The sequence below is a fragment of the Bacillus sp. EA-CB0995 genome, assembly GCF_055814245.1.
Map to the genome: position 1 here is coordinate 1051005 of NZ_CP169269.1, position 23117 is coordinate 1074121.

19 protein-coding genes, 2 pseudogenes and 1 other annotated feature are annotated in these 23117 nt (G+C 38.0%); of the genes and pseudogenes, 13 read left to right on the forward strand and 8 right to left on the reverse strand.

Annotated features, from left to right (window positions below; genetic code table 11):
* Nucleotides 1-18 precede the first annotated feature (18 nt).
* The 5 genes and pseudogenes from ACEWFJ_RS05535 to ACEWFJ_RS05555 form a co-directional block, all read right to left on the reverse strand.
* A pseudogene (locus ACEWFJ_RS05535) lies at nucleotides 19-1433 on the reverse strand (FMN-binding glutamate synthase family protein).
* 189 nt (nucleotides 1434-1622) lie between these two features.
* On the reverse strand, nucleotides 1623-2141 hold the full coding sequence (locus ACEWFJ_RS05540) for a DUF3995 domain-containing protein (protein ID WP_473690932.1): 519 nt from the start codon (nucleotides 2139-2141) through the stop codon (nucleotides 1623-1625).
* 71 nt (nucleotides 2142-2212) lie between these two features.
* Nucleotides 2213-3379 (reverse strand): acetoin utilization protein AcuC, encoded by a 1167-nt coding sequence (locus tag ACEWFJ_RS05545; protein WP_473690934.1) that lies wholly within the window; start codon nucleotides 3377-3379, stop codon nucleotides 2213-2215.
* Nucleotides 3376-4020, reverse strand: coding sequence for an acetoin utilization AcuB family protein (locus tag ACEWFJ_RS05550; protein ID WP_473690936.1), 645 nt, complete (start codon nucleotides 4018-4020; stop codon nucleotides 3376-3378). The genes ACEWFJ_RS05545 and ACEWFJ_RS05550 overlap by 4 nt, the downstream gene beginning before the upstream one ends.
* 16 nt (nucleotides 4021-4036) lie before the next feature.
* Nucleotides 4037-4669, reverse strand: coding sequence for a GNAT family N-acetyltransferase (locus ACEWFJ_RS05555; protein ID WP_473690938.1), 633 nt, complete (start codon nucleotides 4667-4669; stop codon nucleotides 4037-4039).
* 187 nt (nucleotides 4670-4856) lie between these two features.
* Here ACEWFJ_RS05555 and acsA point away from each other — a divergent pair, with 187 nt between their 5' ends.
* From acsA to ACEWFJ_RS05580, 5 genes are all read left to right on the forward strand, one after another.
* Nucleotides 4857-6575 (forward strand): acetate--CoA ligase, encoded by a 1719-nt coding sequence (gene acsA, locus ACEWFJ_RS05560; protein ID WP_473690940.1) that lies wholly within the window; start codon nucleotides 4857-4859, stop codon nucleotides 6573-6575.
* Between the two features lie 171 nt (nucleotides 6576-6746).
* Nucleotides 6747-7379 (forward strand): LysE family translocator, encoded by a 633-nt coding sequence (locus tag ACEWFJ_RS05565; protein WP_230573681.1) that lies wholly within the window; start codon nucleotides 6747-6749, stop codon nucleotides 7377-7379.
* Nucleotides 7380-7447: 68 nt separating this feature from the next.
* Nucleotides 7448-7674: a binding site (T-box leader), on the forward strand.
* A 65-nt stretch (nucleotides 7675-7739) separates the two neighbouring features.
* Nucleotides 7740-8996, forward strand: coding sequence for a tyrosine--tRNA ligase (gene tyrS / locus ACEWFJ_RS05570; protein ID WP_473690942.1), 1257 nt, complete (start codon nucleotides 7740-7742; stop codon nucleotides 8994-8996).
* Between the two features lie 61 nt (nucleotides 8997-9057).
* Complete coding sequence (locus ACEWFJ_RS05575) at nucleotides 9058-9624, forward strand: mechanosensitive ion channel family protein (RefSeq protein WP_098305441.1); 567 nt, start codon at nucleotides 9058-9060, stop codon at nucleotides 9622-9624.
* Nucleotides 9625-9759: 135 nt separating this feature from the next.
* Nucleotides 9760-9912: a transporter gene (locus ACEWFJ_RS05580; protein ID WP_154712003.1), complete on the forward strand. Its 153-nt coding sequence runs from the start codon at nucleotides 9760-9762 to the stop codon at nucleotides 9910-9912.
* A gap of 53 nt (nucleotides 9913-9965) precedes the next feature.
* Here ACEWFJ_RS05580 and rpsD read toward each other — a convergent pair whose 3' ends face one another.
* Nucleotides 9966-10568 (reverse strand): 30S ribosomal protein S4, encoded by a 603-nt coding sequence (gene rpsD / locus ACEWFJ_RS05585; protein ID WP_098305437.1) that lies wholly within the window; start codon nucleotides 10566-10568, stop codon nucleotides 9966-9968.
* A gap of 350 nt (nucleotides 10569-10918) precedes the next feature.
* Between rpsD and megL the strand changes: the two genes are divergently transcribed.
* Nucleotides 10919-12094, forward strand: coding sequence for a methionine gamma-lyase (megL, locus tag ACEWFJ_RS05590; RefSeq protein ID WP_429706620.1), 1176 nt, complete (start codon nucleotides 10919-10921; stop codon nucleotides 12092-12094).
* Between the two features lie 11 nt (nucleotides 12095-12105).
* Here megL and ACEWFJ_RS05595 read toward each other — a convergent pair whose 3' ends face one another.
* The gene (locus ACEWFJ_RS05595; protein WP_473690945.1) at nucleotides 12106-12585 is read right to left on the reverse strand and encodes a GAF domain-containing protein; all 480 of its coding nucleotides are present in this window, start codon (nucleotides 12583-12585) and stop codon (nucleotides 12106-12108) included.
* A 236-nt stretch (nucleotides 12586-12821) separates the two neighbouring features.
* On the opposite strand from ACEWFJ_RS05595, the gene refZ reads away from it, so the two are divergent.
* The 7 genes and pseudogenes from refZ to ACEWFJ_RS05630 all read left to right on the forward strand — a co-directional run bounded on the left by refZ (nucleotide 12822) and on the right by ACEWFJ_RS05630 (nucleotide 22101).
* Nucleotides 12822-13460, forward strand: a complete 639-nt coding sequence (gene refZ / locus ACEWFJ_RS05600; protein WP_473690947.1) for a forespore capture DNA-binding protein RefZ — start codon at nucleotides 12822-12824, stop codon at nucleotides 13458-13460.
* Nucleotides 13461-13903: 443 nt separating this feature from the next.
* On the forward strand, nucleotides 13904-15613 hold the full coding sequence (gene ezrA, locus ACEWFJ_RS05605; RefSeq protein ID WP_473690949.1) for a septation ring formation regulator EzrA: 1710 nt from the start codon (nucleotides 13904-13906) through the stop codon (nucleotides 15611-15613).
* 218 nt (nucleotides 15614-15831) lie between these two features.
* Nucleotides 15832-16973: pseudogene (locus ACEWFJ_RS05610) on the forward strand (cysteine desulfurase family protein).
* A gap of 6 nt (nucleotides 16974-16979) precedes the next feature.
* Nucleotides 16980-18191, forward strand: coding sequence for a tRNA uracil 4-sulfurtransferase ThiI (gene thiI, locus ACEWFJ_RS05615; RefSeq protein WP_473690951.1), 1212 nt, complete (start codon nucleotides 16980-16982; stop codon nucleotides 18189-18191).
* A 79-nt stretch (nucleotides 18192-18270) separates the two neighbouring features.
* Nucleotides 18271-18465, forward strand: coding sequence for a small, acid-soluble spore protein, alpha/beta type (locus ACEWFJ_RS05620; RefSeq protein WP_429719127.1), 195 nt, complete (start codon nucleotides 18271-18273; stop codon nucleotides 18463-18465).
* Nucleotides 18466-18719: 254 nt separating this feature from the next.
* Nucleotides 18720-20306, forward strand: coding sequence for an acyl-CoA synthetase MbcS (gene mbcS, locus ACEWFJ_RS05625; RefSeq protein ID WP_473692364.1), 1587 nt, complete (start codon nucleotides 18720-18722; stop codon nucleotides 20304-20306).
* Nucleotides 20307-20538: 232 nt separating this feature from the next.
* The gene (locus ACEWFJ_RS05630; protein WP_473690953.1) at nucleotides 20539-22101 is read left to right on the forward strand and encodes an amidohydrolase; all 1563 of its coding nucleotides are present in this window, start codon (nucleotides 20539-20541) and stop codon (nucleotides 22099-22101) included.
* A gap of 179 nt (nucleotides 22102-22280) precedes the next feature.
* Here ACEWFJ_RS05630 and ACEWFJ_RS05635 read toward each other — a convergent pair whose 3' ends face one another.
* Nucleotides 22281-23084, reverse strand: a complete 804-nt coding sequence (locus ACEWFJ_RS05635; RefSeq protein WP_253630565.1) for an NAD kinase — start codon at nucleotides 23082-23084, stop codon at nucleotides 22281-22283.
* Nucleotides 23085-23117 lie beyond the last annotated feature (33 nt).

The following is a 23117-nucleotide window of genomic DNA, read 5'->3' on the forward strand; positions in this document are numbered from 1 at the left end:
GTTTTTCAAACATAGCACTTATTCCTGTATTTGCTTGTCTTCCAAAGGTTCAAATGAAAACGGAATTCCAACCATTTTCGCAGTCAACTCATCATATGATACTAAATCTTTTTTTGACAATTCTTTTAATGAGCGTTTTCCCATTGCTCTTAATGCCATTTTTATTTCTTCTACACTTGCCGTTAAGAACTTTTCAGCAGATTTTACCCCATCTTCGGCATTAAATTGATCCTTAAATTTCCCATTGTACCAAACAGCTTGTGTCGGCGGCTCAAAAGGAAGTGCATTGAAGGATTGAGTATGTGAGAGAGCAAATAGCATTGCAGAGCCAAGATACACGGCATCAGCGCCGAGTGCGAGCACCTTCAAAAAATGTCCAGGGACTAAAAGTCCTCCGGAGACAATTAAGCTTATTTCTCCTTTCTTATTTCTTTTTCTAAATGATTCACAGCACGAACGACTGCATGCAATGTTGGAATACCAAAATCATCGCATAAAATAGGTGGAGCCTCTTTCATTGCTGCCTGTCCTCCATCAATCGCGATAAAATCAACACCTTGGTCAATTAAATGATCAATATCTTCTTCAATTTTTCCGCCTGCCCCTATTTTCACACCAATGGGGACACCGCCAGATAAACTCCTCAGTTCCTCAACTAGTTCTTTTATATCCCTTAATGTTTGATTTTCAAAAAAATGTTCAAAAATCACAGCATCCTCATTTTCCTTAAGGCCCATTACCTCGCGAGCACGACCTGTTAAATCTTTAGGTTCGATTTTCTGGCCCATCCCGGCTAGTGCCCCTTGACCAAGTTTAATTTCGATCATGTCAGCACGTTTAATCACTTCTTTTTCCTTTGCCCATGCTGTTTTCGAAAACTGTAAAATATACTTCCCGGCTGTGTCTAACTCTTCAGGCAAGATTCCTCCTTCACCAGAATTAATCGCTGTTCCTGCATTTTTAGCTGCTTCGACTAATGAAAGCCTTGCTTGTTCACTAAGCCCTATCCCATAGCCCATCCCACTGATCATTAGAGGGATTTGAATTTCCAGTGGTTTTTTTGCTTTTGGTCCAATGGTTATTTTTACATCAATTTCCTCTTCGCCATCAATTGGAAATGGTGTCGTTTGTGCAGGAATAAAGGTTATCGGATCCAAGTGCGGCCATTTTTTGGAAGATCCAGCAAGTGGTCGCTGAAGGACGCTGCCTGTTTCTGCGCGCAAGCTATTTTCCAGCATATTTTGAATGCCCATATGCCTTAGAGTTGGTATCAACTCTGTAATATTTTCTTGATAATTATCGGTTAAAATAATTTTCCCGTACTTCTTCACCGTGAGTTCTATAATCCAACGCCAACCAATAAATAGGAATAATAATAGAACAAATACAATGGACAACATTGCAAACGCTATATAAATAAAAATGTTGGGCATATTCACTTCTCCGCTATAAATTAAATAGTTGCTGTTACTATTATTCCTCAAAGAGCGATAATTATCATTTGATATGAAACACTGCACGGCACTTAAAAATATAACAATAAAGTTGTTTAAATCTAAAGAGTATTCAGCAATCGCGGCTAATTGTTGAATAGCAAACTTCATACAATTACTATTAGGTGATTAGTCTTTTTTCGAATTAACGTTCCTTGTTATTATTTCAGCTATTATTGTATCTTGTAACTCTACATTCTCTAGTTTTTTTAATAGAAAAAAATAAAATATACCTCCGATCATCCAGTAAGGCTCCCAGAGTACCAATCTCCAGAAGGTGGCATATCTATCTAATTCAAGGTTTAAAACACCAATTGCACTTAAGGATATTGTTATGAAATTGAACAAACCGTATAAAAAAAGTAAAAGTCCACAAATTTTTATTATGAGATAGAGCGACTTTTGAATCCGAGAATTTCCCCATTTCATTAACAACATGATGAGCAATACTACTCCGAGCAATTTTATGAATCCAGTTATCCAAACGATTGCTATAAACGATGGTGTTGGATGTAATGCCATTTTATAAATTGCACCTCCTAGGGATCTAACACCAAACATGCCACCCGCTGCCCAATAGAAACTCAACACAGAAAATAGGAGTGTCCATATCACTCCTAAATACAAAAAATACTTGTTGGTTTTCATAAAAATAGCTCCTCGTATTAAAAAATCACCCTTCATAAAAAAGAATAGGAGCGAATCTCCTATTCTTTTATTTAATATAATGCCTTTTTTGTATTATTCCGAATAATTTCAAGAGACTTTGCCACGGTTAATGCGTTTTTTTCTTCGATTTCTGGTTTTCGAGGGATAGGATTATACATGTTGTTAGGGTCTTCCCATGTGAGGGGAAGTTCAGCTGTTGCTTGTCCTTTCCAAGCTTCAATCCATTCTGGAGGGAGATAACCTGAGATGTTCTGGATGTTATTCATTTCGAGCCAAATGAGTGCCCAAGCTCTTGGAACGACGCGCCACATATCATAGCCGCCACCACCGACTGCAATCCAGCGACCGTTGCAATATTCATGAGCAATTTCATGAGCAAGTTTCGGGATTTCACGGTAAATTTGTATCGTTGAACAAAGATGTGTTAGAGGATCGTAGTAATGAGCATCCGCTCCGTTTTGCGTTAAAATAATATCTGGTTTGAAATAATCGGCGACTTCACGAATGACAGTGCGATACGCATGTATAAATGAATCATCTTCTGTAAAGGCATCAAGAGGAACGTTAAAAGAATAACTGTATCCATTGCCTTGCCCACGCTCGTTTACAGTACCTGTTCCTGGAAATAAGTAACGCCCTGTTTCATGTAAGGAAATTGTGCATACGTTAGGATCATCATAAAAGGACCACTGTACACCATCACCGTGATGAGCGTCTGTATCAATGTATAAAACACGAAGACCATATTTTTGCTGTATATACTTAATAGCAATCGAGCTGTCATTATAAATACAAAAGCCAGATGCTTTGCCGCGAAAGCCGTGATGTAAGCCGCCTCCTAAATTTAGAGCATGTTCTGCTTTTCCTTCAAGGATTGCATCGACCGCAGTTAATGTCCCCCCAACAAGAAGGGCGCTTGCTTCATGCATATTGGCAAACATTGGCGTATCTTCTGTTCCAAGACCATAAGACATTGCAATTGATTTTTCTAGCGTTCCTTCTCCAGCACGTTTTACCGCATTTATGTATTCCTCTGTATGAATTAAAGCAATTTCTTCATCTGTTGCGATTCGTGGTGGAATGACTTGTGAAGGGTGTATGAATCCTCCTTTTTGGAGCAAATCATATGTCAGCTTTACACGAAGCTGATTAAAAGGATGATCAGGACTAAAGGAATAGCCCTGATAATCTTCTGAGTAAATGAATACATTTTTCATGTTCCCATCCCCGCGATATTCGGCCATAACACACGGTAGCCTTTTTGTTCTAGCTCTTCAATTGCTTTAAGAGGATTCATTGTTTGAATGCGGAAAACAAGAACTTTGTCGCTCTCTTCTTTTGCTGGATAGACGAGAACACTTACAATGTTAATTTTCAGTTCACTAAAAACAGCAACAACTCTTCCGAGAATACCAGGTTCATTTTTTATTTGAATTTCAATTTGTGAACTTGGTTGATGAGCACCTGTTAATTTGACGAGTGTATGCAGTACAGTTGATTCTGAAATAATACCGACAAGCTTACCGCTTTTTGTAACAGGAAGACAGCCAATTTTATTTTCGAAAAATAACGTGGCGATTTCTTCAACGAAGTCAAGAGGATGACATGTCATAACGGGATGTTTCATAATACGTTCAACGGGCTCGTTAAGAGCATCCTTTGAAACGTGTTCATCAAGAATAGATGGACTTGCATCTCGAACGTCACGGTCGGAGATAATCCCAACGACTTCATATTTTTCATTTACAACTGGAATGTGACGGATGCTTTTTGCTGCTAATGTTCGTAAAGCTGTTTCAATCGTGTCGTTTGGGCGCAGCGCTGTTACATTTTGATTCATAATTTCTTCAACAATCATGATGTAATCCTCCCTTTTAGTACATGAAACGATTTTGGAAGCGTAAGCGGTCAAACTTTTGAATGGATTGTGTATCAACGCGTTTTCCGATGCGAACCATTAAGCAGTTTGCTGGATGAGAACAAATTTCGGGATCATCCGTTGCCATCCATTCAAGTCCACCAGCATTCATCATTTTTTCCATTACTTTTCGATATTCCCAAACATTTAAGCCGGTTTGTTTTAAATCCCAGTGCCAATAATATTCAGTTGTTAAAATAATATAATCTTCCATATAATCATCCATCATGGAAACTTCTAATAAATTCTTTCCGACAGCACATCCGCGAAAATCTGATGAAACCTCAATGGCACCAAGTTCGATTAAATTGTCCATTTTCCCTTCAGACCATCTCTCAAGCGGATCGGGATATAAATATGTTACATAGCCAACAATCGTTTGTTCATGACGAGCAATAATGATGCGGGCTTCCGGTAACTTAGAAATTTCGACAATTGCTTTATATTGCTGATCGGCAGGTCGAAAGGCAACTAAATCAGGATGAAACTCATACATTTCTAAATTATGTGTTTTGACAGGACCTTCAATAACTAAAGTTCCTTTCGGCGTTTTCAAGTTCCTTGCGTTGTATACTTTACTATGAATCAATTTTAGGCTCACCACCTTCAGGGCTTTGTGAATCTACTATCTATTTTCATACTACTGTACTCAGTATGCGATGTGAATCGAAATTTGTCAGTAAAAATTTGTGCGAAATTTGTAAAAAATACTGAAAATTATAAAAAATATATTTATAATAAAAATACATGGAGTACATAGAAGGGGGATGTAAAGAATGAAAGTAGAAACGCTTCCAGTAATTAAAGGTGAAAATAATTTGTTAAATTATGATGAAGCATATCAAAATTTTAATTGGGAAGAAGTAAATCAAAACTTTTCTTGGCATGAAACTGGGCGAGTAAATATGGCCTACGAAGCAATTGATCGACATGCTAAATCCCACCGAAAAAATAAAGTAGCATTGTATTATCAAGATGGTGAGAGAAAAGAGAAATATACATTTAAAGAAATGATGGAGTTTTCGAATAAAGCAGGAAATGTCTTAAAGAATTTTGGGGATGTCGAAAAAGGCGATCGCGTCTTTATTTTTATGCCTCGTTCACCGGAATTGTATTTTACTTTACTTGGTGCTGTAAAGCTAGGAGCAATCGTCGGACCATTATTTGAAGCTTTCATGGAAGCGGCTGTTTGCGACCGCTTAGTGGATAGTGAAGCAAAAGTGCTTGTGACAACGCCAGAATTGTTAGAGCGCATACCCCTTAATGATTTACCAGCATTAAAAACGGTATTTGTCGTTGGTGAAAATGTAGAAGAAGGCGGTAAAATTACAGCGTTTAATCCACTTTTTGAAAAAGCTTCTAATAAATTGAATATTGAATGGCTTGGAAGAGAAGATGGACTTATTTTACATTATACATCTGGTTCTACAGGGAAACCAAAAGGCGTGTTGCACGTTCAAAATGCAATGGTGCAGCATCATCAAACAGCAAAATGGGTGTTAGATTTAAAAGAAGACGATGTATACTGGTGCACAGCTGATCCAGGCTGGGTAACAGGAACTGCCTACGGTATATTTGCACCGTGGTTAGTCGGGGCGTCAAACGTTATTGTAGGAGGACGCTTTAGTCCAGAGGCATGGTATGAAGCGTTGCAAGATTATGGTGTAACGGTTTGGTATAGTGCTCCGACAGCATTCCGCATGCTAATGGGTGCTGGTAACGATACGCTTAAAAAGTATGATTTATCACAGCTACGCCATGTGTTAAGTGTTGGTGAGCCGTTAAATCCAGAAGTAATTCGTTGGGGAATGAACGTATTTGGTCTTCGCATTCATGATACATGGTGGATGACAGAAACAGGAGGACAAGTTATTTGTAACTATCCTTGTATGGAAATTCGTCCAGGGTCAATGGGAAAACCAATTCCAGGCGTGAAGGCAGCAATTGTTGATAATGAAGGAAATGAAGTGCCGCCATATACGATGGGGAACTTAGCGATTGCGAAAGGTTGGCCATCGATGATGCGTGCTGTTTGGAATAACCCGCAAAAATATGAGTCTTATTTTATGCCAGGAGACTGGTATGTATCAGGTGACTCTGCGTATATGGATGAAGATGGCTACTTTTGGTTCCAAGGGCGTATTGATGATGTTATTATGACGTCAGGTGAGCGCGTTGGTCCATTTGAAGTAGAAAGTAAATTAATCGAGCACGCTGCTGTAGCTGAAGCTGGTGTAATTGGTATTCCGGATCCAGTACGCGGAGAAATTATTAAAGCGTTTATCGCACTGCGCGCAGGATATGAAGCGTCCGATGAATTAAAAGAAGATATTCGTCAATTTGTGAAAAAAGGATTAGCTGCTCATGCGGCTCCTCGTCAAATTGAATTCCGTGATAAATTACCGAAAACGAGAAGCGGTAAAATTATGCGCCGTGTATTAAAGGCTTGGGAGTTAAACTTGCCAACAGGAGACTTGTCTACGATGGAAGATTAAGTAAGAAAGGTCTGAACTACACTTGGTTCAGGCCTTTCTTGTTTAGAGTATAGTGAAATTGTGTTCAAATTGTTCAGCGTTACATATAACTTATTGTAATATGTAAAATGCAACAGAGGATGCAAGAATGTTAATACAATGGGATAAAGAAAAAGTTTAACCTGTGGAGGGATGTTAGTGACGCAATATTATCTTTTTGTGGCTATGTCAATTTTTCTTATTATTTTGCCAGGACCTGATACGGGATTAGTAACTCAGAATACAATATTGCAGGGAAAACAAGGCGGAATGAAAACTGTTTTTGGTATTCTATGCGGTTTAAGTATTCATACGTTAGCAGCTGTACTTGGGATTTCTGCAATTCTTGTTAAATCGGCATTTTTATTTTCTATTTTTAAGTATATTGGTGCTATTTATCTTATTTATTTAGGATGCGTATCATTATGGTCTATACGAAAGAAAGGAAAACAAACGGAGGATATTACAGTTAAAAATAAGTATCAGGGTGCTCCTTGCTTCCGGCAAGGTTTTCTTACTAATTTGTTAAATCCAAAAGTAGCTATTTTCTTTTTAACATTTTTACCACAATTTATACAGCATGATGGAAATATGTTTTTTCAACTTTTTATTATGGGAATGACATATACAGTTTTAACCTTTCTATGGTTTATACTCTATATTTATTTAATCAATGCAATTCGGACATGGATGAAAAAGCCGTCTACAGAGCGGGCTATTCAAGGTATAAGCGGTTTTGTACTTGTGGCATTTGGTATTAAATTAGCGCTGGAAAAAAGACCGTAGTCATTTTCATAAGTAAAGCTCATTTGACATGCATATACAATTGATGGTATAAAAGAAAATATATAAATAATCGAGCGTGGAAAGGGAACAGTAGTGATCATTTCCCTGTTTTAGAGAGCTGATGGTCGGTGGAAATCAGCACATAAATGATCGTGAATTACACCTCTGGAGCATCTTTCTTCGATTGGATTTCATCCGAAAGGGGAAAGACGGTGATAAGCCGTTATGTGAATGAAGTGGCAGGTTTTTTGCCTGCAACTAGGGTGGTAACGCGATGAGTAAAATCGTCCCTTATTGAAGGGGCGATTTTTTTATGTTTTTAAAATCCGCGCAAAAACTATTTCTAAAGGAGTGAATTTGATGAACATTTTACAAGATCTTGAGTTCCGTGGTTTGATTAATCAACAAACGGATGCAGAAGGTTTACAAGAGTTGCTAGAGAAAGAAAGTGTGAAATTATACTGTGGCTTTGATCCGACAGCTGACAGTTTACATATTGGTCATATGCTTCCAATTTTAATACTGCGTCGCTTCCAACAAGCGGGACACCAACCAATCGCACTTGTTGGCGGAGGTACAGGTTTAATTGGTGATCCAAGTGGTAAAAAAGCAGAGCGTACATTAAATGAGAAAGAAACAGTTGCCTTTTTCAGTGAGCGCATTAAAGAGCAGCTTTCTAGTTTCTTAGATTTTGAAAAAGCAGGTAATCCAGCGATTATCGCAAACAACTACGATTGGATTGGTTCTTTAGATTTAATCACATTCTTACGCGATATCGGTAAAAACTTCGGCCTAAACTACATGTTAGCGAAAGATACAGTTGCATCTCGTTTAGAAACAGGTATCTCATTTACAGAGTTTAGCTACATGATTTTACAATCATACGATTTCTTAAACTTATACCAAACATACGGCTGTAAATTACAAATTGGTGGTAGTGACCAATGGGGGAACATTACAGCTGGTCTTGAATTAATCCGTAAATCAGAAGAAGATGCGAAGGCGTTTGGATTAACAGTACCGCTTGTAACGAAATCTGACGGTACGAAGTTTGGTAAAACAGAAGGCGGCGCAGTTTGGTTAGACCCAGAAAAAACAACGCCATACGAGTTCTATCAATTCTGGATTAATACAGATGATCGCGATGTTATTAAATACTTAAAATACTTCACATTCTTATCTCATGAAGAGATTCTTGAATTAGAAAAACAAGTAGCAGAAGCACCAGAAAAACGTGAATCACAAAAAGCATTAGCTTCTGAAATGACAAAACTTGTTCACGGCGAAGCAGCATTAGAGCAAGCAATCAAAATTTCAGCAGCATTATTTAGCGGTTCTGTTGCAGAATTAACAGCAGCAGAAATCGAACAAGGCTTTAAGGATGTACCATCTGTGGAGCGTAACACAGAAGATGCATTACTAGTGGATGTACTTGTAGAAAGTAAAATTTCACCATCAAAACGTCAAGCGCGTGAAGACATTACAAATGGCGCGGTTTATGTGAATGGTGAACGTACACAAGAGTTAGACTACACGGTAACAGAAAAAGACCGCATTGAAGGCAAATTTACAATCATTCGCCGCGGTAAGAAAAAATATTTCTTAATTCGTTACTAATATGCGAAAAAGCGTAAGAATCCTTACGCTTTTTGCATTTTAAAGGAGAGGAGTTAATATTTTGGATATTCAGAAATTTTTCGAAGATTATATTTTAAACCCAGAAAAATTAATGAGCTTTGGGGGAACTATCCTAAGAATTATTATTATTTTTATTGTTGCAAAAGTGGTTATTCGCGTAACTTGTGTAGGAATTGAACAAATTTTTAAGATGAGCAGCAAAGCGCCTGTTCGCACGAATGAAAGACGTGAGGCGACATTAACGAAGCTTTGTCAAAATATTGTTCATTATGTTGTGTATTTCATGGTAGTTGTGACGGTTTTAGACACAGTAGGAATCGATATTAAAGCACTTCTTGCTGGGGTAAGTGTTGCCGGTTTAGCAATTGGTTTTGGTGCACAAAACTTAGTAAAAGACATTGTAACAGGATTCTTTATTATTTTTGAAGATCAATTTTCAGTTGGCGATAAAGTGAAAATTAATGATATCGATGGTATTGTCGAAGAAGTAGGGCTTCGTACGACGCAGCTAGTTGCAGAAGAAGGGGAGATTTACTTCATTCCAAACAGCTCAATTACAAAAGTTGTGAACTACTCTTTAGGAGAAAAGCGTAAAGAAATAGCGTAAGAGAATATATAAGACTTCGGTATGTGATACCGGAGTCTTTTTTTGTTCAAAAATTTTCCGTATGTTCACTTCAAGTTCATAACAAGCTTGTATGATGTAAGTATCATAAGTGATAGAAAAAAGGAGCTTAACTATATGTCACTAGAAGCATTAATTATCTTTTCGTTACTGAACGCAGGACAGTTAGCAGAAAATGAAAAAACTCACTTACAAAAGAATCAAAGTGAACAACATGTTTATGTAGAGAAACCAGAACGTAATGAAACCATGAATATAAAGCTTAAATAATAATTTTTTTATAAAACGAAAAAAGCCAATCCAAAAGGATTGGCTTTTCATCATTAACGAGAGTAGAACTCTACGATTAACGCTTCGTTGATTTCAGCAGCTAATTCAGCGCGCTCTGGTAAGCGAGTGAAAGTAGCTTCTAATTTGTCAGCATCGAAAGTTAAGTACTCAGGTACGAAGTTGTTAACTTCGATAGCTTCTTTAACTACAGCTAGGTTCTGAGATTTTTCGCGAACGCTAATTGTTTGGCCTGGTTTAACGCGGTAAGATGGGATATCAACGCGAGCGCCATCTACCATGATGTGGCCGTGGTTTACTAATTGACGAGCAGCGCGACGAGTGCGAGTTAAGCCCATGCGGTAAACTAGGTTATCAAGGCGAGCTTCAAGAAGGATCATGAAGTTTTCACCGTGTTTACCCATCATTTTACCAGCTTGGTCAAATGTGCGACGGAATTGACGCTCAGTCATGCCGTACATGTGACGAAGTTTTTGTTTTTCTTGTAATTGTAAACCGTATTCTGAAAGTTTCTTACGTTGGTTAGGACCGTGTGGACCTGGTGCGTAAGGGCGTTTTTCTAATTCTTTACCTGTGCCGCTTAGAGAGATTCCAAGACGACGAGAAAGTTTCCAAGATGGACCTGTATAACGAGCCATGAATGACTCCTCCTTTAGATGTTTTTATTTTTGTAAAATAAAAACAGACGTAATTGACATTTATGCGTATTTCATTTTCATGTACCCTCGCTCCAGCAGCAGGGAGTTACACGATACACCTCTTCGTGAGGAACAAAATACAAACAATAAACTCACATTACAAGGCTGCCTTTTTATTTTACACAAAGGCTATTATATCTGTTTATTAGGAGGGAGTCAAGAATATCAATTTTTATTTTATACATATAAATTTTGGAAAAATGCAAGAAGGAATTTTATGAATGCTCATGGAAAGGATAGCAACAGATAGAAAACGCTTACATAGTATGGAGTATAAGGGGGATGTTTGTATGAAAAAGAAACATATCGAAACGACGCTAGTCCATCACGGGTATGATGCTGCGCAGTATAAAGGGAGTTTAACACCTCCGTTATTTCAAACATCTACGTATACATTTGAAACAGCTCAGCAAGGGGAAGCGAGTTTTGCTGGATATGATTCAGCTTACATTTATTCTAGACTTGGCAATCCAACAGTTGAGTTATTTGAAGAAAGAATGGCAGCTTTAGAAGAAGGGGCAGCTGCGCTTGCATTTGGCTCCGGAATGGCAGCTATTTCAGGGACGCTTTTAGCCTTTTTAAAAGCGGGAGATCATATTGTTTGTTCTAACGGATTATACGGTTGTACGTATGGATTTTTAGAAGTGTTAGAGGAGAAATTTGCAATTACGCATACATTATGTGAGATGGAAACAGAAGCAGAGATTACAAATAGTATTCAACCGAATACGAAGATTATTTTTGTAGAAACACCAATTAATCCAACGATGAAACTTATTGATTTAGAACTTGTTGTAAAAGTAGCAAAGCAGCATGGGCTTCTCGTTATTGTTGATAATACGTTTTGTTCACCATATTTACAAAGACCGCTTACATTAGGCTGCGATGTTGTTTTGCACAGTGCGACAAAATATATTGGCGGTCATGGTGATGTTGTCGCGGGTGTTACGATTTGTAAAACAAAAGAGCTTGCAGAAAAAATTCGTCCGATTCGCAAAGATGTTGGAGGAATTATGTCACCATTTGATGCATGGCTGCTTTTGCGCGGTTTAAAAACATTAGCAGTGCGGATGGATCGCCACTCTGAAAATGCAGAAAAAATTGCTGCTTTTCTGAGAAATCATGAATTAGTAGAAGATGTATGGTATCCGGAAGGGATGCTTGCAAATAAACAAATGAAGCGCGGCGGTGGAGTGCTGTCGTTTACAGTAAAAGGTGGAAAAGAAGAGGCACAGGCTTTGATGGATAACTTAAAGTTAATTGCAATTGCAGTTAGCCTTGGTGATACAGAAACATTAATTCAGCATCCAGCAACGATGACACATGCGGTTATTCCAAAACATATTCGTGAGCAGATGGGTATTTATGATAATTTACTACGCTTATCCGCAGGACTTGAGGCGTGGGAAGATGTCGTAGTAGATTTAGCACAAGCGCTGCAAAAAGAAAAAACGGCTCTATCTTAAGAGCCGTTTTTTTATATATGGTTTAACAAAGTTTCTACAAATTTCTCTAAATATGTTTGATCGATTTCATCAAAACGACCTTTATTTGGGCTATCGATGTCTAGTACGCCAATGACTTCACCGTTTTTGATAAGTGGTACAACAATTTCTGAATTAGAAGCTGCATCACAGGCGATATGCCCAGGGAACTGATGAACATCAGCGACAAGTTGCGTCGTTTTTGTTTCCGCTGCTGCGCCGCATACACCACGGCCAAATGGGATACGAACGCAAGCTGGTAATCCTTGAAATGGTCCAAGTACAAGTTGATTCCCTTCCGTTACATAAAAGCCCACCCAGTTAATATCTTGTAAAAACACATTGAGTAAAGCAGATGCATTTGCTAAGTTAGCTACTACATTTGCCTCACCTGTTAATAATGCATCGAGCTGTTTGATTACTGTTTCGTATTGCTCCTCGCGTGTACCTGTATATCCTTCTGATGTAAACATAAAAACGCCGCCCTTTCTCTAGTAAAATGTAAAATCATTGCAAAATAGGCTATAATTCGCATGACTTTGTCGATAGAAAATTAAAGGAATTTGTCCTAAAAGTCAAGAAATTTACATAAAAGTGAAACTTTCATCAGTAGAGGAGGGCGTCCTCCGTTGATGGCTAGTTGAACCAACGGGCTCTTACTGCTTGCTAAAGAATAAAAGCTGTTCTACGAAAGGGAGTGAGTAAGTATATGACACAGGCAAGACAGAAGATTATCGATGCGGCAATTTCGCTATTTTATGCGAAAGGATATGATGGTACATCGGTGCGTGATATAGCAAAACAAGCAAATGTCAATGCTGCCAATATTTCGTATTATTTCGCTGGAAAACAAGGGTTGCTGGAACAGTTGGTGTCAGACTTTTTAGAGGGGTACTTACGTGTAATTGAAATGACATTTGAACAGCGGAATTTTTTGTCTTCAAAAGAAGTATTATTTCAGATGGTACGCAATATTTTACAATATCAATTTGAGCGAAGAGAACTTACTCGTTTCTTTTACAGAGAACTTTCATTAGATAGCACATTAATTCGAGAAGTAATGACGATTTACTTTTCAAAAGAGAGATATTATGTGGAACAACTTATTAGACAAGGTCAGGAAAATAAAGAATTTCAAAAAGTATCCTTCACGATGTTTATGACGCAGCTGAAGGGGATGATCAGTATGCCATATTTATATCCGCAATATATATCGGAAGTGCTGCATTCATTTCCGTCAGAAGTGTTTTTTATTGAAATGTATATAAAGGAAGTAGAGCAGTGGATAGAGAAAACTCTTTGTATAGAGCATTCGCATTATCGTCTGCCGAGAGCGGCTTATGTATAAAGAAAATCGAAAAACATAAAAACAGCTTGTTACCAGTATATATGGGAACGAGCTGTTTTTATGTTTACTTCCTAATGAAATAGTATCTTCTTTTCGCATTCTTATATAGTAGTATATCAATGAAATGGTAATAGTACTTACTTTATCCCGCATTAACGGGCAGTAAGACCCCCACTGATGGAAGTTTCACTTTATATCGAAGAGAAATACTGTTTTTAGCAATTATAACTTTTGGTTAGAGGTGTAACCATAATGAATTTGGAGGTAGTAAATTCTTTCGTTAAATTTTTCTAAAAACTAGGTCAAAAACATATGATTACATGGTATGATTAGTACATTGACAGTTGTTAAATATAGGGGATTTTCCTTTTCTTACATAACGCCTTCCATTTCAAAAAACGGAACGGACAAAAAACAAGATAAAATAAATAGGAGGCTTTTGAATGGATTCAATTTTAACGATCGTTATCATCGTAGTAAGCTCTATTTTGCTCTTCCTCATAGTAGAGCTTGTGATGAGAAATCGTTTATATAAAGATATCGAGGCATTACAGCAATGGCAACAAGAAATTAAGGATAAGCCCGTTGCAGATGAACTGAAGAGAGTAAAAGAGTTAAATATGACCGGACAAACAGAAGAACTGTTTGAGAAGTGGCGAAATGAATGGGATGAAATTGTTGCTAATATTCTTCCGAAAGCAGAAAAAGAATTAGAAAGCGCTCAAAAGCTTGCCGCGCAATTTTCCTTCCGAAAAGCAAAACATATAATGAATGAATCCATTAGTAGTTTAGATGAAGCAGACCATCGGATTACTGATATATTAAATGAATTGCAAGAGCTGTTGGAAAGCTATGAGAAAAACAATTCAGAAATTGAACAGTTACGTGATACATACCGGAATATGAAAAAGAGTGTGCTTGCTCATCGCCATATGTTTGGCTCAGCAGAACAGAAAATTGAAGAGTTACTTGATGTAGAGTCTAAGAAATTTCAAACGTTTGAAGAAGCAACGCAAAATGGAGATTATTTAAAAGCGCGTGAAATTGTTAGGAGTTTAGAAGAAGGGTTATCAAATTTAGAACTAATTGTGCATGAAGTGCCTGATCTATTAGTAGAATGTCAAGCGACCTTACCAGTACAATTAGAAGACTTAACACAAGGTCACGACGATATGAAAAAGCAAGGCTATGTATTAAATCATTTGGAAATCCCAAAAGAAGTAAGAGAGATGAACAAACAACTGCAAACATGTCTTGCGGATTTAGAATATCTACATGTGTTGGAAGCAAAAGAAAAAATCGATGTTTTAAAAACGCAGCTCGATACGTTATACGAACAATTGGAATTAGAAGTGAGAGCGAGATACTATGTTGAGCAACAGACAGCAACTGTATATGAAGATTTAGAAACAACTCGAGAGCAAGCACTGGAAACAAAAGCAGAAACACAATTTGTGAAGCAAAGTTATCAGCTGCAAGATAAAGATATTGAATCACAAAAAGTGATTGAAAAACAAATGCATATTTTGATGAAGCGTTTTGAAGTATTACAACTTCGTATTGCAGAGCAAGATATCGCCTTCTCTGTCATTCGAGAAGATTTAGAGGAAATTTACGAGCAATGTGAAACATTGAAAGTACTTCACGCTGAGTACAAGGATATGTTACAAACAATGCGTAAAGATGAATTCGAAGCACGTGAAGCGTTACGAGAAATGCACCATACAATGTTGGAATCAAAACGTATGATGCAAAAATCAAATTTACCAGGTTTACCAGATAGCATCATGGTTGATCTGCAAAACGGCCAACGTGCGATACAAAGTGTGTATGAGCAGCTGGAATTAAAACCGCTGAATATGGGTGTGGTAAATAGTACGTTAGAAGAAGCAGTAGCTATTGTAAATGGTGTATATGAAGCAACGCAAGAATTAATTGAGCAAGCATATTTAGTAGAAAAGTTAATTCAGTATGGTAATCGTTATCGCAGTCATGATGATATGCTGGCGCGAAGTTTAGATAACGCAGAGCAATTATTTCGTGAATATGAATACGACGCAGCTCTTGAACAAGCAGCTTCTGTATTAGAGCAAATTGAGCCAGGTGTTGTCCAAAAGATTGCTGAATTTGTTGACATAGAACAAACTCCTTAATAGGTATTAAGGGGTTTGTTTTTTTTTTGTTCAAATAACTTTTGTATGCGTGATGTTGCAATATTGCTATAATGAATAGCGGAATATGGAGCGTTTTTTAGTTAAAAGTAGAAAAGCATACTTCCGCTTTAATGACGGAAACTATGAGCATGCTTAGCGTAAACGCATGAATTTATGATATGATTGTGTGATGTGATATCGCTGAAAGGGGACGAACGATGATCTATTTTGATAATAGTGCGACGACAAAACCATACCCGGAAGCCTTGCAATCTTATGTAACAGTTGCAGGAAAATATTTTGGAAATCCTTCTTCTATTCATTCCCTTGGGGAGAATCAGAGCGTTTATTAACGCAATCACGTGCGATTGCAGCTCAGCTTCTTCATGTAAAGCCTTCAGAAATTATCTTTACGTCTGGAGGAACAGAAGGGAATAACCTTGCAATTAAGGGGATTGCGATGAGAAATCGCTCCCGCGGCAAGCATATGATTACAACAAATATTGAACACGCTTCTGTGTCTGAAGCATATAAACAGCTAGAAACTCTTGGTTTTGACGTTACATATTTACCTGTAAATGAAAATGGTGTTGTATCGGTAGAAGATGTAAAACGTGCTCTTCGAGAGGATACAATTCTTGTTTCCATGATTCACGTTAATAACGAAACAGGAGCGATTCAGCCTGTTGGTGAAATTGGAAAGTTGTTAGTGGACTATCCGAAAGTACGGTTCCATGTGGATCATGTGCAAGGAATTGGAAAAGTACCACTTGACTTTTATGAAAATCATATTGACTTTTGTACAATTTCTGGGCATAAGTTCCATAGTGTAAAAGGAACAGGGCTTTTATATGTTCGTGATGGCGTTAGACTTGATCCAGTTTTATCAGGTGGTGGACAAGAGTTGCGTTACCGTTCTGGTACAGAAAACTTGCCGGGAATTGTTGCAATGATAAAAGCTTTGCGAATGACATTAGAAAAGCAGTCAGAGAATATCATACATCTTCAAACATTAAAAAAAGAACTCATTCATGTTTTTAATGATATGGAGGATGTTACAATTAATACGCCGAATGACCATACGGCACCGCATATTTTAAACGTATCATTTGTAGGATTAAAGCCAGAGGTTGTTGTACATGCCTTAGAAGAACGTGATGTGTATGTATCGACAAAGTCTGCTTGCTCTTCCAAAGCAAACGAAGTCAGCCGCGTTTTACTGGCGATGGGCTTGCCGCACGCAGTAGCAGCAAGTGCAATTCGCGTGAGTCTAGCGCCGGAAAATACGCTGGAAGAAGTAAAACAATTCGAAGGAATTGTAAAAGAAACATTGCCAAAATTATATGAAGTGATGAGGTAAGGAAAGATGATGACATACGAATATATTTTAGTTCGTTACGGCGAAATGACAACAAAAGGAAAGAACCGTTCTAAGTTTGTGAGCACATTAAAAGATAATGTGAAACATAAATTAAAGAAATTTACAAACTTAAAAATTGATGCGACGCATGATCGCATGTATATTCAGTTAAATGGTGAGAATCATGAAGCGGTTGCGGAGAAGTTAAAAGATGTGTTTGGTATTCATAAATTTAATTTAGCAATGAAAGTGCCAACAGATTTAGAAGAAATTAAAAAAGGTGCACTTGCTGCTTTCTTGCAAGTAAAGCGTGAAGTGAAAACATTTAAAATTACGGTTCATCGTTCTTACAAGCACTTCCCGATGCAAACGATGGAATTGCTTCCAGAAATCGGCGGGCATGTTTTACAAAATACAGAGGATATTACAGTAGATGTTCATAATCCAGATGTAAATATCCGTGTTGAAATTAGAAGCGGTTATAGCTATATTATGTGCGATGAGCGCATGGGAGCTGGCGGTCTTCCAGTTGGTGTTGGAGGAAAAGTTATGCTTCTTCTTTCTGGCGGTATTGATAGCCCAGTTGCTGCTTACTTAGCAATGAAACGCGGCGTATCAGTGGAAGCTGTCCATTTTCATAGTCCGCCATTTACAAGTGAGCGCGCGAAGCAAAAAGTTATTGACTTAGCCCAAGAGTTAACGAAGTATTGTAAACGTGTAACACTTCATCTCGTACCGTTTACAGAAGTGCAAAAAACAATTAATAAAGAAATTCCATCTAGCTATTCGATGACAATTATGCGCCGTATGATGATGCGCATTGCAGAGCGTATTGCAGAAGAGCGTAACGCGCTTGCTCTTACAACAGGGGAAAGCCTTGGTCAAGTAGCGAGTCAAACATTAGATAGTATGCACACGATTAACGAAGTGACAAATTATCCAATTATCCGTCCACTTATTGCGATGGATAAGCTAGAAATTATTAAAATTGCAAATCAAATCGGTACGTATGACATTTCGATTCGTCCGTACGAAGATTGTTGTACAGTATTTACTCCAGCAAGTCCAACAACAAAACCGAAGCGTGAAAAAGCAAATAAATTTGAATCATACTATGATTTTACGCCGCTTATTGAAGAAGCAGTTACCAATACAGAGAAAATGGTATTACAAACAGTAGAAGTAGCAGAAGAAGAACAATTCGAAGATTTATTTTAAAACCATAAATTACCATTAAAAGATATGTATGAAGCCATATGGTTTATCACACTCTATACTCACAAGGAGGTGATACCATATGGCAAACACAAATCAATTAGCAGTTGCTGGTGCGCAAGCTGCTTTAGATCAAATGAAGTATGAAATCGCTCAAGAGTTTGGTGTACAACTTGGACCAGATTCAACATCTCGTGCTAACGGATCTGTTGGTGGAGAAATTACAAAACGTTTAGTTGCAATGGCTGAACAACAATTAGGTGGTTTTCAACGATAACAACCATATATAATGGCTTAGAGAGAGCGGGATTCCCCGCTCTTTCTTTTTTTGTTGTTTTTTGTAAAAAAATAAGAGAAAACATCTACTATTGTAGCCAACTGGTCAAAATATAAACCGATTTGTCAAAAGAAGATAGTTTTAAATTGACAGAAAATTCTTTACCATCGACAGAAAACTCTTTATTATTGACAGAAAATTCTTTATTATTAAAAGGAAGTCGTATATTGTAAAGGGGGAAGCGTATGAGACATGTGAGCCGCGAAGAGTTATTAGCACCGCCGACGTATAACTTAGTAGAAGAGATGGAGCGTCATGCAAAGCAACCAAATAAGCTTGCGCTTATTTGGCAAGATGATCAAGGCAATAAAAAGAAAGTAACATATGGGGAATTGTTACAAGGGGCAAATAAGATTGGAAACGCTTTTATAAAAAGTGGTCTGCAAAAAGGGGACAAGCTTCTAATTATGATGCCTCGTCTTATTGAAACATATATGACGTATATTGCCGCAATTAAAGCGGGATTTGTTGTCATTCCAAGTTCAGAAATGCTGCGTAAAAAAGATATTGAATACCGCATTGCGCATGGAGAAGTAAAAGCGATTGTGAGTTATGAGCCGTATGTTAGACAATTCGATGGAATCGAAGCCATGAATTCGCTTTATAAATTTGTATTAAGTGAAGAACCGCTAGACGGTTGGAACAATATAAGAGAAGCGCTTGAAACAGAGAGTGATGTACTAAAAATAGCAGAGACAAATTGTGATGATATGGTGTTTTTATCATATACATCTGGAACGACAGGTAATCCAAAAGGTGTTGTACATACACATGCTTGGGCGTATGCTCATCTTCGTACGAGTGCTGCAAATTGGTTAGCGATCGAAGAAAATGATGTTGTATGGGCAACAGCAAGTCCAGGATGGCAAAAGTGGGTTTGGAGTCCTTTTCTTGCAACACTTGGTTCAGGTGCAACGGGATTTGTGTATCACGGGAAATTTGACCCGACAACATATTTACAATTATTAAGTGATAATAAAGTAAATGTGTTGTGCTGTACGCCGACTGAATATCGCTTAATGGCAAAAATAGACAACTTGCAGCAATATGACTTGTCTTCCTTGCATAGTGCTGTTTCAGCAGGAGAGCCATTGAACAGAGAGGTTATTGATACGTTCCGAAATTATTTTCATGTAACGGTTCGCGATGGTTATGGCCAAACAGAAAATACATTACTTGTTGGTGTATTAAAAGGAATGGAAACAAAGCCTGGTTCGATGGGGAAACCAACGCCAGGTAATCAAGTTGATATTGTTGATGAAGATGGTAAACCAGTTCTTCCGGGAGAAGTAGGAGATATTGCGGTACATATCAAAACACCAGCATTATTTAAGGAGTACTATAAAGACCCGGAACGTACAACTATGCAATTTCGCGGTGATTATTATATTACAGGTGATCAGGCGAAAAAGGATGAAGATGGCTACTTCTGGTTTGAAGGGCGAGGCGATGATATTATTATTAGTTCTGGTTACACAATTGGACCGTTTGAAGTGGAAGATGCACTTGTGAAGCATCCATACGTAAGAGAATGTGCTGTTGTGGCAAGTCCAGATGAAATAAGAGGGAATGTCGTAAAAGCCTTTATTGTTTTACAAGAGGGGATAGAGGAACAAGATGAAATGTTAATTCCACTTCTGCAAGAGCATGTAAAAGAATTAACAGCACCTTACAAATACCCGCGGAAGATTGAATTTGTGAAAGACCTTCCAAAAACAATTTCCGGTAAAATTCGCCGCATTGAACTGCGAAAGCGTGAAATGGAAATAGCTTCGAAGTAAAGTGAAACTTCCATCAGTGGGGGCTTTATCCCCCACTGATGGTTAGTTGAACCAATCGGGCTTATCCCCCACCTATTTTCTTTGAGTCTTGAGGTAGGGGTTTTACTGCCCACCAATAGCGGGATAAAGAAGGATTGTAAGTACGAAAGAATCGTGGGCAGAGAAATCTGCCTGCTTTTTTCTTGCTGCCAATTTCGTACACTAAAAAGTAAGAAGCAAAGGGGGAGAAAAAATGGGAGAACTTTGGTATGGCGGAAAGATTTATACAATGGAAGAAGAAGGAACGACCGTAGAAGCTGTTTACGTAGAAAATGGTAAGATTATTGCTATTGGAATGAAAGAAGATTTAGAAGCCCGTTATCATCCGAAGCAGTTATTTGATGTAGAAGGAAAAACAATGCTCCCTGGTCTTGTAGACAGTCATATGCATCTTATTGGACACGGGGAACGATTGCTTCGCTTAGATTTATCAGCATGTACATCTTATCAAGAAGTGTTAAATCTTGTTGCTGAACGAGTAAAAATAGCCAAGCAAGGAGAATGGATTATTGGAGAGGGCTGGAATGAAAATAACTTTACAGACCGGAAGGACATACATAAACGTGATTTAGATGTTCTGTCACTTCATCATCCTATTTTATTGAAACGCGTTTGTCGTCATGTGACTTTGGTAAATTCCTATATTCTTGAGAAAGCAGAGATTATGCAGGATAGAGAAGACCCAAAAGGCGGGAAAATTGGGCGAGATAAAACTGGTGAATTCACAGGGTTATTGTACGAACAAGCGCAGGATTTGATTGCTCATATTCAACCAGAAATCGATGCAGCGTATTTAACAAACGCATTGAAAACAGCCATTCAAGATTGTTGGAAATACGGGTTAGTTGGTGGTCATACAGAAGACTTAAACTATTACGGTGGTTTTCAAAAAACATATAAAGCCTTTGCAGAAGTGATTCGAGATATGCCGTTTAAAGCACACCTTCTTGTTCATCATGAGGTGGCACATGAACGGGAATGCTATGAGAATACACATTATATTGAGTTTGGAGCAATGAAAATCTTTTCGGATGGTTCCTTTGGCGGACGAACAGCGCTGCTTAGTGAACCATATGAAGATGCAAAGGAAACAAATGGAGTTGCCATCTTTTCACGTGATGAGCTGGCGCTGCTTGTAAAACAAGCGAGAGATTTCCATATGCCTGTTGCAATTCATACAATTGGTGATTTATCACTTGAGTATGTGATAGATGCGCTCGAAAAATATCCACCAAAAGAAGGGCGGCGTGATCGCATTATTCACTGTCAGCTTGTACGTGAAGAGTTAATTGAGCGAATGAAGAAGCTCCCTGCAATTTTAGATCTTCAACCTGTCTTCGTTTCTTCCGACTTTCCATCCGTTATTGAAAAACTAGGGGAGCATCGCCTTCGTTATGCCTATGCTTGGAAAACACTTCTTGATGCTGGCTTGCACTGCGCGGGCGGTTCGGATGCACCAATCGAGCAGGTGAACCCGCTTTTAGGGATATACAGTGCCGTAACAAGGAAAAGCTTTGTGGATGGAAACTGTTACATACCAGAAGAAAAGATAACAGTATTTGAAGCTGCTTCGCTATTCACAACAGGAAGCGCATATGCAATCGGAAAAGAAGAAAGCCGCGGGAAAATTGCTGCAGGATATGAAGCAGATTTTACTATATTAGACAGAGATATATTTGACATTCAGGAAGAGGAAATAAAAGAGGTAGATGTTGTAATAACGGTTGTGGATGGTGAAATTGTATATAAAAGATAGAGGCGGTATATGCCGCCTCTATTTTTTATCCCGCTATTCGCGGGCAGTAAGATCCCCCACCTCAAGATTCAGAGAGAAGCAAAGAAGATAGGTGGGGGATAACTGTCCGTAAAAGCTCGATTGGTTCAACTAACCGTCAGTGGAGGATGAAGAAAATCTCTACTGACGGAAGTTTTACTTTATAAAAACGTTCTTTGTACTTTCTCCCAGAACGAGTTATTTTTCAGTTTTACTGTTTTAATTTGCTTATCGCTTAAACGAACAACTGCTTTTTCGACTTGTTTAATACTTAATGCTTCGTTATCCATGCCCATGACAGGATAATCTTTTCCATTTGGAGCTAATTTTAATGTTAATGTACGATTGCTGCTTAAAATAAATGGAGAACCAAGTGTACGGTACGTATTGTTATTTAAAGAAGCAAGTTCACTCACTTGGAAACATGGAATTAATGGATCCACAACAGCTCCGTGTAGTGATTTATTATACGCCGTACTTCCAGTTGGTGTAGAAACGACTAAGCCATCGCCTCTGAATGTTTCAAAGTATAAGTCATCAACGTACACATCTAGTACAAATGTTTTAATAACGCTAGAGCGCAGTGAAAATTCATTTAAGCAATAAAAAGATGTATCGTGATCAACTGTTATTTGAATTGTTGGATATCTTCTTACTTCAATTTCATTTTTTGTGATTTCTTGAAGGGCGCTATCGACATGGTCAATGTGGAAGTCACAGTAAAAGGAAATATCATCTGTTGTCGAAACCCCTGCGTATAAACAATCTTCACGAAATCCTGTTTTTCTGACAGCTTGCAAGAATGTACCGTCGTCGCCAACACTAACGATGGCATTTGCATGTTTTGGATGGTCTAATATTGTAAATCCATTTTCTTCTAAAATGTCGTATACTGGTTTCATTTTTTCGACAAGTGTTGCTTTATCATCACCGTAAAAGAAAAATAAATTGCGACGATCTGCCATTTTGTATCCCTCCATGCAGTAAATAATATGTTC